The 13,524-nt window shown below is 64.4% G+C and carries 14 protein-coding genes; 7 read left to right on the forward strand and 7 right to left on the reverse strand.

The genetic code is table 11. The features are described from left to right. Positions 1-70: 70 nt before the first annotated feature. From IPK65_03470 to IPK65_03500, 7 genes are all read right to left on the reverse strand, one after another. Positions 71-745: a DUF1007 family protein gene (locus IPK65_03470; protein ID MBK8162226.1), complete on the reverse strand. Its 675-nt coding sequence runs from the start codon at positions 743-745 to the stop codon at positions 71-73. Between the two features lie 67 nt (positions 746-812). Further along, positions 813-1,433: a DUF3299 domain-containing protein gene (locus IPK65_03475; protein ID MBK8162227.1), complete on the reverse strand. Its 621-nt coding sequence runs from the start codon at positions 1,431-1,433 to the stop codon at positions 813-815. A 10-nt stretch (positions 1,434-1,443) separates the two neighbouring features. After that, positions 1,444-2,703, reverse strand: coding sequence for an ABC transporter permease (locus IPK65_03480; protein MBK8162228.1), 1,260 nt, complete (start codon positions 2,701-2,703; stop codon positions 1,444-1,446). Then, complete coding sequence (locus tag IPK65_03485) at positions 2,690-3,403, reverse strand: ABC transporter ATP-binding protein (protein ID MBK8162229.1); 714 nt, start codon at positions 3,401-3,403, stop codon at positions 2,690-2,692. The genes IPK65_03480 and IPK65_03485 overlap by 14 nt, the downstream gene beginning before the upstream one ends. A gap of 50 nt (positions 3,404-3,453) precedes the next feature. Continuing rightward, positions 3,454-4,080, reverse strand: coding sequence for a DUF2796 domain-containing protein (locus tag IPK65_03490; GenBank protein ID MBK8162230.1), 627 nt, complete (start codon positions 4,078-4,080; stop codon positions 3,454-3,456). A 74-nt stretch (positions 4,081-4,154) separates the two neighbouring features. After that, positions 4,155-4,451, reverse strand: coding sequence for a hypothetical protein (locus IPK65_03495; protein ID MBK8162231.1), 297 nt, complete (start codon positions 4,449-4,451; stop codon positions 4,155-4,157). Positions 4,452-4,464: 13 nt separating this feature from the next. Continuing rightward, a complete protein-coding gene (locus IPK65_03500; GenBank protein MBK8162232.1) occupies positions 4,465-4,833 on the reverse strand; it encodes a transcriptional repressor in 369 nt (122 codons plus the stop codon). Between the two features lie 217 nt (positions 4,834-5,050). Here IPK65_03500 and IPK65_03505 point away from each other — a divergent pair, with 217 nt between their 5' ends. From IPK65_03505 to IPK65_03535, 7 genes are all read left to right on the forward strand, one after another. Then, the gene (locus tag IPK65_03505; protein ID MBK8162233.1) at positions 5,051-6,496 is read left to right on the forward strand and encodes a potassium transporter; all 1,446 of its coding nucleotides are present in this window, start codon (positions 5,051-5,053) and stop codon (positions 6,494-6,496) included. A gap of 221 nt (positions 6,497-6,717) precedes the next feature. After that, on the forward strand, positions 6,718-7,230 hold the full coding sequence (locus IPK65_03510) for a sigma-70 family RNA polymerase sigma factor (protein MBK8162234.1): 513 nt from the start codon (positions 6,718-6,720) through the stop codon (positions 7,228-7,230). A gap of 90 nt (positions 7,231-7,320) precedes the next feature. Beyond that, positions 7,321-8,301, forward strand: a complete 981-nt coding sequence (locus tag IPK65_03515; protein MBK8162235.1) for a FecR domain-containing protein — start codon at positions 7,321-7,323, stop codon at positions 8,299-8,301. Between the two features lie 202 nt (positions 8,302-8,503). Then, entirely contained in the window at positions 8,504-10,003 is a 1,500-nt protein-coding gene (locus IPK65_03520) for a TonB-dependent receptor plug domain-containing protein (protein ID MBK8162236.1), read from the forward strand. Next, positions 9,982-11,112 (forward strand): TonB-dependent receptor, encoded by a 1,131-nt coding sequence (locus IPK65_03525; protein MBK8162237.1) that lies wholly within the window; start codon positions 9,982-9,984, stop codon positions 11,110-11,112. Before IPK65_03520 ends, IPK65_03525 begins: the two co-directional genes overlap by 22 nt. 74 nt (positions 11,113-11,186) lie before the next feature. Next, entirely contained in the window at positions 11,187-13,028 is a 1,842-nt protein-coding gene (locus IPK65_03530; GenBank protein MBK8162238.1) for a TonB-dependent receptor, read from the forward strand. Further along, positions 12,955-13,512, forward strand: coding sequence for a TonB-dependent receptor (locus IPK65_03535; GenBank protein ID MBK8162239.1), 558 nt, complete (start codon positions 12,955-12,957; stop codon positions 13,510-13,512). Before IPK65_03530 ends, IPK65_03535 begins: the two co-directional genes overlap by 74 nt. Positions 13,513-13,524 lie beyond the last annotated feature (12 nt).

A 13,524-nucleotide genomic window follows, 5' to 3' on the forward strand; every position in this document is an offset into this window, starting at 1 on the left:
GAGGGAGATACGCCGGCAGCCCCGCCATCGCAATCATCCGCATCATAAGCTCATACAAGCACGAGCCGGTTCAGCGCGGCCTGTCACACCGTATCGTGACCCGCTCGGCGAAGAACACACCCAGCCCGTTACCCGCGCTCTGGGTGCGATCGAGGGCCGCCGCCTCGCGTACCCGCGCCGGGTCCGGTTGCGGCGGCTGCAGGGTGTAACGGCAGTCCGCCGGGGCGTTGACCAGACGGATGGCGCCGGCGTCTTCCACATGCAGCATTTCGATGTAGTAGCTCGGGTCGTACACGGAGTACGCGACCGGGACCTCCCGCGCAGACACCGGCTTCGCGAACGGGAGGGTGAATGACAACTCCAGGCGGCGGCCCTTGAAATTGATCGCGGTCTCCGTGGGGATACCGAACTCCACCTCATCCGCTCCGGCCTCGGCCCGGGTCATGTAATGAAACCTGGCGAGGTTCTTCATCATCACCGCGAGTATCCTGCCGGACCGCCGGGCGTCAATTGCATCAGAACCGCTGAACGTGAGGCCTTGCGTCACGTAGGCGGAATAAATCTCATCGAACAGCCAGGTCATGCGCAAGGCCGCCATGCGGGCCGAGGAGTCAAAGCGCACCTGGACCTCAACATCGATCCACGCATGGGGGTGCGCCATCGTATGTGCGGGCGCGGCAACGACGACAGCCGCAGTTGCGGCGAGGATACAGGCCCGCCATGCAGGGATACCGCGCAGGCTCATGTCAGACCGGCCTTTATCGCTCCGGGATTGAATTGGCACCGGATCGCTCCCGCGGGGCGCCGCCCTATTATTCAACTTCGTACGGTTCGACCTTGAGCGCGTTGAGGGTGTAGCCTGTCTCGCCTAGCTCGCTCGAGGTGTGCTCCACTTTCATCACGCCGGTCACCCACACGGTGTCGAACAGGCGTCGCACCTGCACGTTGCGCCCCTGCGCCTTGACGTACACGATCTGGTTCGCCGGCGGCGGAGGCACATGGATGCAGGCGCCGTAATACGGCACCAGCAGGAATTCGTTCACCACCTGGCCGTCACCCTCCAGCGGGACCACGAAACCGGGCAGTTTCACCGTCTGGTCGTGCAGGGCGCTCACCACCGGCGCCTCCTTCCACATCGCCTGCAGCTTCTTCATCAGCTCCTGCGCGCGCGGGTCATCGTCGCTCAGGTTCTGCACGTCGTATTCCTCGAGCAGCGAGTCCGGACGAAAATCGTCGGGCAACAGATTATCCCAGCTGAGGACCTTGACCTCCGCGACCGTGGATTTCTCCGCCGCCGCGGTTACGGCGGGTTCCGCGGCCGGTTTCGGCAGATCCACGACCTGGTGCGCGACCCCGCCCGCCTGCCCCGCCTCATCGCAGGCGGTCAGCAGCGGCAGCACCATGATGAAGGCGCTCAGTGCAAGAAACTTCATGGAATGTCCCTCATAATCGAACCGTCAGCCCGTCGGCGAGCGAACGGTGGTAGGCGAGCCAGGCCGGCAGCAGACCGCTCAGCAGACCGACGCCGAAGACCGTCCCCAGCAGTCCGAGCTCGCGCGGCGTCGGCGGCGCAAGTCCGAGGTACAGGCCCCACTGCGACTCCAGCACCGGTCGCAGGATCAGGATCAGGGCGTAGAGCAGGACCACCCCTAGGGCGATCCCCGCCAGCGTCAGCGCCGCCGTCTCCCCGAGGATCAGGGTCAGGATCTGGCGCGGGTGCGCCCCGACCGAACGCAGCACCGCCATCTCCCGCCGCCGCGCCTCCAGCCCCGCCAGCAGCACGGTCAGCATGCCGGCCATGCCGACGACCACCACGAACGCCGACACCGCGAGCAGCACGCGCTCGCCCACGCCGACCAGGTCCCACAGCTCCTGCAGGGTCGCCCCGGGCAGGATCGCGAGCAGCGGTTCACCGCGGTAGTCATTGATGTAGCGCTGCACACGGAAGGTCGCGATGCGGGACTTCAGGCCGACCAGCAGCGCGGTGACGGTCTTTGGCGTCAGATTCATGTGCATCGCCTGTTCCGGGTTCACGTGCAGGCCGGGCATCGGTACGCCGGCCTCCCAGCCGATGTGGATCGCGGTGATGCCCTGCAGGCTGACCAGGATCGAGCGGTCGATCGGCGTGCCGGTGCGCCTGAGGATGCCGCTCACGCGGAAGGGCATGTTGGCGTGCTCCATCAGGGTCACCTCGCCGGCGCCGTGGGCGAGCACGATCACCTGCCCGAGCCGATACCCCAGGCTGCGCGCGACGTCGGCGCCGAGCACGGCCTCAAAGGGCGTCTGGAAGATGCCTCCCTCCGCGAAGGACGGCGTGCGGTCGCCGGCGAAGCGGTAGTGCTCGAAGAACGCCGGCTCCGTCCCCACCACGCGGTAGCCGCGATGGGAGTCGCCGAGCGAGATCGGCACCACCCAGCGGGTCTGGGGCTGGGCGGCAATATCCTGGTAGCTCTGCCAGTCGATGTTGTTGGTCGCGCTGCCGATGTGGAAGATCGAATACAGCAGCAGCTGCACGCCGCCGCTGCGCGCGCCCACGATCAGGTCGACCCCGGAGATGGTGTTGGCGAAACCGCTGCGCGCCTCGGTGCGCAGGCGTTCCACCCCGAGCAGCAGGGTCACGCTGAAGGCGATCGCACACAGGGTGAACACCGCCGCCAGGCGGCGGTTCCACAGGCTCTTCACCGCGAGATCAAGCATCGACATGGGCGATCCTCCCGGCCTGGTTGATGTCCCGCAGATTGAGGCCGCGGTCGAACAGCGGCTCCAGTGAGGCGTCGTGGCTCACGAACACCAGCGTCGCGCCCTGGGCGGCGCACTCCTCCATCAGCAGGCTGATGAACAGCGCGCGCGTGTCGGCGTCGAGCGCCGAGGTCGGCTCGTCGGCGATCACCAGCTCCGGGCCGCCGATCAGCGCGCGCGCCGCCGCCACCCGCTGCTGCTGGCCCACGCTGAGCTCCGTCGCCGCGCGGTCGAGCAGCTCTCCCCCCAGGCCGAGCTGGGTGATCAGGCGGCCCGCCTCGGCGCGCAGGCCTCCGCGCCCCAGCACATGCGCGCGCCGCGCCTGCGAGAAGCGCAGGGGCAGCAGTACGTTGTCGAGCACACTCAGGTACGGCACCAGGTTGAACAGCTGGAAGATATAGCCGACATGGTCGGCGCGGAAGCGGTCGCGCGCCGAGCCGGTCAGCGCGCCGAGGTCCTGGCCCAGCACCGACACCGTCCCGCGCTGCGCCAGCGTCACCCCGCCCAGCAGGTTCAGCAGCGTGCTCTTCCCGCTCCCGCTCGGACCCTTCAGGAACAGCCGCTCGCCCCGCGCCACCTGGAGCCGCTCGATGGCCAGCACCGGCGCGCCGCCGCGGCTCCACCCGAACTCCGCCCCGCGGACGTCGATGAGAAACTCATTCATGAATATGGTATCCCGGAAACGGAGCGGGGAGAGTCCCCGCTCCTCCCCGCTCACTGTGACAGCTTCAGCTTCGTGGCCGACGGCGTCAGCTGCGCACCGGTCTGGCCGCCCGGCAGCACGGCCTGCACCTCCAGCCGGCTGGTCCCCGGAAAACGCCCGAAGAATCCCTTTAGGTCGATCTCCTTCAGCGCGTCCACGCGGGCGCAGCTGATTTCCCAGAACACCGCGATGTCCGCGTGCTCGTCACCGCCGGACTCGCCTTCATGCCCGTGCCCGTGATCGGCCGCAGCCTCATGGTGATGGCCCTTGTCGGCCTCATGCCCGTGGCCGTGATCCGCTTCGCCTTCATGCCCGAGCAGCCCGCTCTTCAGCATGGCGCGCTTTTGCGAGCATTGTGCGGCCGGCGTGAAGGACATGAGCTTGCCCCCCTGTTTCAGGTCGGCGACCGCCTTATCCAGCGTCGACCGCTCCTTCGCATTTCCGGGCTCGTGTTCGAAGCCGACCAGATTGACCGCCGGACTGTCGAGATCCAGCTGCACGGTTCCGCCCTCGACCGCGATATCCAGGCGTGCGACGCCGTGTTCGTGGGCGCCGTGCTCATGTCCTGCCTCGTGCGCCTGTGCGGCGGCGATGCCGGCCAGCAGAACGCACGCTACTGTGATGTTGTCTCGTATCACGATTGTATCCTCCGGATTGTGTGCCGGCGGCGCGACACCATGTCCGCCACCGGATGAAACACCTTGTGTGAATCTCAGGCCGGGCGGCCGACGGGGGGGCTGCGGGCGGAGGGTCCGCGCACGGAAAACGGAAAGCGCAAGGAAAAAACGGCATGGGGCAGGATGTATACCGAAAGCATGACCGCCGGGAGGATAGTCATCACCAGGCCGTACTGCATATGGTCCGCCGCCTGACACAGCGGACAGGTCTCCTCCGGTGGGGTCAGGGCGTGCTCGGCCTGATGATGGAGCAGGCATACCTGCCACAGCAGCAGAGCGGCGCCGAGGAAGAGTGACAGCATGCGCAGCGGCCGCTGCTTCATGAGATCCATGGTGTCATCCCGCTCACGCGCAGCTCCGGCAGTAACCGTAGAACGTCAGCTCGTGGTTTTCCACCTTGAAGCCCCGTGGAACCATGCTTTTCAGTTCCTTTATACAGCCGTCGAGATCGAAGACACGGTCGCAGCGATTGCATTTGAAATGGTGGTGATGGTGCTTGACCGTTTCGTAGCGGACGGTGTCGCCGGGTATAACCACGGCCTGCAGTTCACCGGCGTCGAGCAACCGTTTGACGGTCCGGTACACGGTCGCGATCCCCAGGCCCGACATGTGACTACGCCCCAGGTCCAGGATCTCCCGGACGGTGAGCGGATGGCCGGCCTCCTGTATCAGCCGGGCGACGATCTGCTTCTGCCTCGTATTGCGTTCCTGCATCGGCGCTCCCCGATTAGGCAGCCACCATACTATATTGATCTTACATTATCAATAACGGTGAAGCAGAACATCGATGGCCGACCGCGAACGCCGGACGGGCCGACGTCCGTTTGACACCGTCTCCCCGATCACTTCTAATCTCTCCACCCGGAACAACGCCGCCAACAGGGAACGAGCCGCCCGCACTCACGGGCAGAGCTGACCGATTTCATCCGCCATGCGTTTGCCCATCGTCACCCGCATCGTCGGGATCTTTCTCCTGCTGTTCAGCCTCACCCTCATCCCCACCCTGCTCGTCGCGCTCTACACCCGCGACGGCGAGGCGCTGCACTTCGTGCAGAGCATCCTGCTGATTGCCGTGCCGGGACTGATGTTGTGGTACCCCACCCGCCGCCACAAGGGTGAGTTGCACAATCGCGAGGCGTTCCTTGTCGTCGCGCTGTTCTGGATCCTGCTCGGCATGCTGGGCAGCCTGCCGCTGGCTCTGGGGGCGCATCTCAGTATCACCGATGCGGTATTCGAGGCGGTGTCGGGCTTCACCACCACGGGCGCGACCGTCATCGTCGGCATCGACGCCCTGCCGCCCTCCATCCTGATATACCGGCAGCAACTGTGCTGGCTCGGCGGCATCGGCGTGGTCGTGCTCGCGGTCGCCATCCTGCCCATGCTCGGCGTCGGCGGCATGCAGCTCTACCGCCTCGAGACCGCGGGTCCGATGAAAGACGAAAAGCTCACCCCGCGCATTGCGCACACGGCACGCGCGGTATGGGTGATCTATTTGACGCTGACGGTAATATGCGCCACGGCCTACTGGCTCGCCGGCATGTCGGCCTTCGACGCCATCGGGCACAGCTTCAGCACCCTGGCGACCGCCGGCTTCTCCACCCACGATGCAAGCCTGGGTTTCTTCAACAGCCCGGCCGTTGAATCGGTCGCCATCGTCTTCATGCTCCTGGGCGGCATCAGCTTCAACGTGCATTTCCTGTTCTTTCACGGGCGCGGCGCGTCCTCCTACTGGCGCGACCCGCAGGCGCGGACGTTCCTCGTCATCGTCGCCGCCCTCATCGCTGTCACGTCAGTGCTGCTGTATCTCGGGGAAAGTTATGGCAGCCCGCTCGAGGCACTGCGGTACGGCGCATTTCACGTGGCCTCCGTCATCACGACCACCGGTTACACCACGACCGACTTTTCCCTGTGGCCGCTCGCCACCCCGCTGCTGCTGATATTCGCCGCCCATATCGGCGGCTGCGCCGGTTCGACCTCGGGCGGCATCAAGGTGATCCGCATCATGCTGCTCGGCAAGGTCGGCATCCGCGAGATGATGCGCCTGATCCACCCGAACATGGTCCGGCCGATCAAGATCAGCGGGCGCAGTGTACCCAAGCCGGTGCTGGACGCCGTGTGGAGCTTCTTCTCGGTCTATGTCGCCATCTTCATCGGGCTGATGATCCTGGTGATGGCCACCGGGGTCGACCAGGTCACCGCCTTCGGTGCCATCAGCGCCACCCTCACCAACCTCGGCCCTGGCCTGGGCGACGTCGCCGTCACCTTCCATGACATCAATCCCGTCGCGAAGTGGCTCTGCACCTTCGCGATGCTGCTCGGCCGCCTCGAGATCTTCACCCTGCTGGTCCTGTTCTCGCCGGTGTACTGGCGAAAGTAGGTTCCTCCACTCTCCCGCCCGCGCCCGCGGGACCCCGCAAGCCCGATCACTCGCAGCGGAATGCCCCGTGCTGGCGTGGCATCACTGCTCGATGAGTCGTCTCCCCGGCATGCACGACTGACATATATAAGGACAAATCATTGACGACTCCCCGGGGTCATGGTAATTAATATGATAATTTATAATTAAGTATTATTTATTAAACAAACACCCCTCTCGTCATGGCCAAGTGCAGCAACGAATTTGTCAGCGCCCTCTTTGAACAGTACGGCCGCGACTTGTCCGGCTTCCTGAGCCGCCGACTGGAATCTCAGGAAATTGAGGATGTTACGCAGAAAACCTACCTGCAACTGCTGGAACATCCCAATCCCGGCGAGATCCGGAACCCGCATGCCTATCTGTTCAAGACCGCGTCCAATCTCGCCGTGGACCATATGCGCCGCCGCCGTGTCCATACAGATCGGATCAGCCCCGGCGTGGAGGCCGAGGCGCTCGCCTCCACAGGGCCGGAGCCCGATGCTGCGGTGGACGCCTCCAGGCAGATCGCGAATTTCCGCGAGATCCTAGCGGGCCTCCCGCCGCTGTGCCGCACCGTGTTCCTGCTCAACCGCATCGATGGCCTGTCCCACGCGGAGATCGCCCGACGCGTCGGCATCTCGAAGAAGTCCGTCGAACGCCACATCGTCAAGGCGCTGGAAAGGTTCCATCGCCGCCTCCACCGCCAGCCGGAATAGCGGCAATGCAGATTTGTGACGTCATTCGCCGGGCCGGCGCGTCTTAACGATTCATGACCCGCAGCAGAATCCGATGCGCATGAACGCCCGATGAGCGACCACCAGACACCCGATGATGGCAGGGCCGATACGAAGGCGCTTTACTGGGTTGCCCGCGTCCACTCCGGCGAATGCACGGACGAGGATCGCCGCGCTTTGGATGAATGGCTCGGTCAGGCGGAGGCGAACCGTCGCGCCTATGACGAGGTGCGCGCGACCTGGGACGGCATGGAACCGTTCAAATCGGCGGTCATCCCGGAAATGCGCGCGGCGCGCGCCTATCCGCGGCGGCGCAGGTTCCGCCTGCTGCCCGCGGCAGCGGCGGCGGCGCTCGCCCTGGCCACGCTCGCGACGGGGCTCTGGCTGCATGTCCCCCCGGAAGCGCCACAGACGTACGCAATCTCGTCAGTGGAGCCACGCGACATCCGCCTTCCGGACGGTTCGACGGTAAACCTCAACGTCGACTCCGGGGTGACGGTGATGTTCACCGAAGACAGCCGCACCGTACGGCTGGAACGGGGCGAGGCCCTGTTTACCATCGCCGAGGGCGACGACAGGGCCTTTGAGGTACTGGCGGGCAACGGCCGGATCCGCGACATCGGCACGCGCTTCGATGTGCACTTCTATGACGGCACCACCTCCGTCATCGTGTTGAGCGGGATCGTGGACGTCACCGTCGACCGGCATGGACATACGCACCGGCTCATGGCCGGTGAAGCATTCGACTACGACGCGGCGGGAAGGATCTCGCCGGTCCGCGCGATCGATGCCGGGGCAAGAACGGCATGGACGGAAGGATTGCTGGTATTGGACGGCGTGACGCTGGAGGAGCTGGCGCGCGAGCTGGCGCGCTATAACCGCATCGACATCCGTGTCGGCGATCCTGCGATCAACGAATACAGGATCAGCGGCACGTTCAGCATCCACGGCATCGATGACATGCTCGGCGCCATCGAGGCGATGCTGCCGGTCTCCGTGGTGCGGGAACAGTCGGGGATACTCCTGCTCGCGCGCCCGGAGAACCGCGGATAGCGATCCCATCCAGCCATGACGGGTCCGCCAGGATGGTCGATCCCTTCGCCGATGTCAGCCTGAAACTTTCCATCCCCACGCCATCCTGCGCCGTGCGCCAGGAGCAGACCCGTGATTTCCTGCGGGACGGTTGCCGGCTCGCGAGCATTTTCCCCGCGATGCTTCCCCTGGGTCACCGGAATCATATCTCTAAGAAATAAATATGACGATTTCATCCGGCCTGCTGCGTCATATCTCCGTGCGCCTGTTCTCGGGACCGAAAACCTTCCATGCACGCGGGATAAGAATGATGATGGCCGGCTGCCTGACCCTGGCCTCCCTGGCCCTGCCCTGGGATGCCGCCTTCCCCGAAGCGCGGGTGTTCGAACTCGACATCCCGCCGCAGTCCCTGTCCGGCGCGCTGAAATCGCTGTATCTGCAGGCGGAACTCCAGACCCTGTACGTGGATGATCTGGTCAGGGATCGGCGCAGCCCGGGGATCAGCGGCCGGTACACGGCGGAGGAGGCGCTGGAGCGCCTGCTGCAGGGGTCCGATCTCGCGTTTGAACTCACCGGGGCCAACACCGCCGTGATCAGGGCCACCGGCCAGAATACCGACAGGATCAGCTTCACGGCGATCACGATCGCCGAGACCGCCCCGGATCTCGATCCCGACCTGCCGTCGAACCTCGTCTCCGTGACGCGCTCCGAACTGGCGCGCCGCAATGTCGCCACCGCCGAGGATGCCGTGAAATATGCCCCGAACCTGCGCGTGCGCAAGCGATTCATCGGCGACCGCAACACTCCGATCGAGGTACGCGGCACGAGCAACATCCAGAGCGCCCGCGGCCTGGTGCTGGCGGACGGTATGCTCCTCAGCAATTTCCTTTCCTCGCAGCATGAAACCGCGCCCCGCTGGTCCATGATCCAGCCAGAGGAGATCGAGCGCGTGGACGTGATGTACGGGCCCTATTCCGCGCTCTATTCCGGCAACGCGATGGGCGCCGCCGTCGTCTACTCCACGCGCATGCCGGACGGTCCCCAGGCAGACGCGCACCTGCTGCTCCATCGCCAGCAATTCGAGTATTTCGGCACCGATGACGCCTATGACGGACATGTCGTCAACGGCCTGCTGGGCGACCGCCGCGACCGCTTCTCCTACCAGCTCGGCATCAGCCGGCTGGACAGCACCAGCCAACCCACGCAGTTCGTCACGCTCGCGCCCTCAACCACCGCCGCTACCGGCGGGGAAACCGTGGTCCGCGGCGCCTATCCGGTGCAGAACCGCAACGGCGACGACGTGATCCTCGTCGGTGTCGGCGGCGCGGGCATCGAACACACCGGGCAGGACGAATTCAAGCTCAAGCTCGGTTACGACCTGACACCCGATATCGAGGGCAGGTTCACGCTCGTCTCCTGGCGCATGGACCGCCTCTCCGGCTGGTTCGGCGACACCACCTACCTCATGGACGCGGTCGGCACCCCCGTCTACAGCGGACCGATCGACCTCGACGGCCTCCGCTACAACCTCGCCGACACCACCTTCGCCCCGCGCGCGGGCGAGGAGGAGCACTGGATGTACGCCGCGTCGCTGAAGACCCGGCGCGAGCAGGGCTGGAACTACGAGGCCTCCGTGTCCCTTTACGACATGAAGGAAAACGTCACCGGATCTCCGACAACGGCACCACCGGCGGCCTTCGCGTGGGCGGCACCGGCACGCTGAACAAATGGGACGGCAGCGGCTGGAGGACGTTTGATGCCAAGGCGGAGACACGCCCGGGACGACATCGGCTGACGCTGGGCTATCACTACGACCTCTATGAGATGAACCAGGACAACTACGCCACCGACGACTGGCGTGGCAACGATGCCGCCGGCCTGATCGATTCTTACACCGGCAGGACCGAGACCCAGGCACTGTTCGCCCAGGATGCATGGGAATTCACCGGGCGCTGGAAATCGGTCCTGGGCCTGCGGGTCGAGAAGTGGCGCGCCTTCAAAGGGACGCGCGCGAATGCGTCGACCGCCGTCGATTATCCCGACCGCAGCGAATCCGCGCTGTCGCCGAAGGCGGCGGTCGAGTTCGCGCCCGCGGACGGATGGCTGTTCCGCCTGGCGCTTGCCAAGGCCCACCGCTTCCCCACGGTGACCGAGCTGTTCCAGGGCGCGATCTCGGGCAACGAGATCATCAACAGCGATCCCGGCCTCAGGCCGGAACGCGGACTGTTCACGGATTTCACCGCACGGAAGGCGGCGGCCAACGGCGCCGTGCGTTTTTCGCTCTACCGGGAAGACACCCGCGATGTCCTGTTCCGGCAGAACAACACCATTGTGGTCCCGACCGTCACCAGTTACCAGAACATCGACCGGGTGAGGGTTCACGGCGTCGAGATTGCCTACGAAGGCCGCGACACATTCGTCACGGGCCTGGACCTGGCCGCAGACGTGTCATTCAACGATTCCGAGATCGTGGAAAACCGCAGGAATCCCGCCACCGAAGGCAACGAGTTTTACCGCATTCCGCGCGCGCGCGCGGGCCTGGCGGCCAGCTACCGCCAGACCGGCCGCCTGACATACAGCCTGGCCGGCCGCTATTCAGGCCGGCAGTACACCACGCTGGAAAACATCGAGGTGAAATCCAACGCCCTGGACAGCGTAAGCAAGTACACCGTCTTCGACGCCAAGGTCAGCTACAGGATCGGCAAGGCATCGTCCGTCGGACTCGGCATCGACAACATCGCGGACAAACGCTACTTCGTCGGACACCCCTATTCCGGACGCACCTGCTTCGTCGAGCTCGCCTGGCGCGCAGGCGGGTCTGTTCTGCATTGAAACAGAAACAACACGACATCCGACCTGATATCACAACCCATAACAGTCACTACCGACACGAGGAGATCCACGTCATGTCACCAGAATTTCGATTGAAGCCCCTGCACGCCGCGCTGCTCATCGCCCTGGCGGCGCCGGCCTACGCCGCCGAGGAAGGCGAGCCGGAAGCGGGCGCAGAGCAGCCCGTCACCAACCTGCCGATGTTCACGGTGACCACCTCGGCGCCCGACATCGATCCGAACATCCCGGCGAACACCGCCACCATCTCGGAGGAGGTGCTCGACCGGCTCAACATGTCCACGGCCGAGGATTCCCTGCGCTACCTGCCCAACCTGAACGTGCGCCAGCGCTACATCGGGGACCGCAACGCGGCACTGGAGGTACGCGGCATGAGCAACATCCAGAGCGCGCGCGGACTTGTCATGGCGGACGGCGTCCTGCTGAGCAACTTCCTCGGCAGCGATCACCAGAACTCGCCGCGCTGGTCGCTGGTTCTGCCGGAGGAGATTGAGCGCGTCGACGTGATTTACGGTCCCTACTCGGCGCTCTATTCAGGCAATGCAATGGGCGCGGCGGTCATCTACACGACCCATATGCCGGACGACTTCGAGGCCAGCGCCAAGCTGACCGCGCACCGCCAGGATTTCGATGTCAACGGAACCGACGACACCTACGACGGGCACGTGCTGAACGCCATGGTCGGCGACCGGATGGGGCGATTCTCCTATCTGCTCGGCGTCAGCACACTGGAATTCACCGGGCAGCCGACGGGCTGGGCGTTTCTTACTCCCGGCACTACCGCGCTGCAAGGGGGTGAAACCGAGATCGCAAGCGGGGCCTATCTGATCAAAGATCGCCGGAACAGAGACCAGTACCATATCGGTGTCACCGGCAGCGGCATCGAGACCACCGAACAGGACGAATTCAAGCTGAAGCTCGGTTACGATTTCACACCCGAGCTGGAAGGGCGTTTTACAGTGGCTTCCTGGACCAGTGACGCACTCACCGGCAAGCCGGAATACACCACTTATCTGCGCGACACCAACGGTAATCTCGTCTACAGCGGAGCAGTCAACATCGACGGTTTCCGTTACAACATCGGGCAGGGTGTATTCGCTCCGCGCTCGAGCACGGAAGAGAACTGGATGTACGCCGCCACCCTGAAGAGCAGGCACAGTGAAGGCTGGAACTACCAGGCCGCGGCCTCGATCTACGACCAGACCGAGAATGACCAGCGCACGTCCAGCGTAACGTCAAATGTCGCCTATTCCACAGGCGGCGCAGGCACCCTGAGCCGGCGCGAGGGCAGCGGCTGGTGGAACCTGGATTTCAAGGCCGACAATAAATTCGGCGCGGATTCCGAGCACTGGCTGACCGTGGGCGCGCATCACAGCAACTATGAGTATCAGCAGAAAAACTACAATATCGCCGACTGGCGCGACGGTGAGCCCGGGGCAGAGACCGGCTCCGGTCAGGGCACAACAGAAACCTCAGCGGTATTCGCACAGGATGCCTGGCAGTTCGCTGAACAATGGAAGACCGTGCTCGGACTGCGTCTGGAAAACTGGAAGGCCAGCGACGGCCTCAAAGGCGGCACTACCACTACTTCCTATGATAGCCGCAGCGAGAGCGCCGTCTCACCCAAGGCCGCGCTGGAATACACACCCGACAAGGACTTGCTGTATCGCCTGTCTGTGGCGAAGTCGACCCGCTTCCCGACCGTCGATGAACTTTATGGGATCAACATTGGCGGCGTCACCACCGTTACCGATCCGGACTTGAAACCGGAGGGAGGCGCTGTCGATCGACTACACCATCGAGACCGCGCTCGACAACGCCATCATGCGCGTGTCGTTCTGGGCGGAGGATACCCGCGACACGATCTTCAGGTATCAGGAGTTCGACACCGTGAATAACGTCGCCGGTTCCACTATATATCAGAACGTCGACCGCGTACGCATCAGCGGCATCGAGTGGGTGTACGATACCTGGAGCCTGTTGGGCGTCCAGGGACTCGACCTGCACACCAACGTTGCCTTCAACCAATCCGAGGTGCTGGAGGACAGTGGTGACCCGCGCAACGAGGGCAATGAATTCTACCGCATCCCCCGGATCCGCTCCGCCTTCGCCCTGACCTATCACCAGAGCGACAAGCTCGACTACACCCTCGGCGGCCGCTACTCGGGCCGGTCGCGCGCCTCGCTCGACAACTCTGACGTCAATCGCCATGCAATCGATGCCGTCAGCAATTTCACGGTCTTCGATGCCCGTGTCAATTACAAAGTCAATCAGCACTTTGAACTGGGCGGCGGCGTCAATAACCTGCTCGATGAACGCTACTACGTCAGCCACCCCTATCAGGGACGCACCGTCTTTGCCGACGTGAAGGTCAGCTACTGATGATGACATTCC

Source organism: Gammaproteobacteria bacterium, assembly GCA_016712635.1.
Classification (GTDB): Bacteria; Pseudomonadota; Gammaproteobacteria; order SZUA-140; family SZUA-140; genus JADJWH01.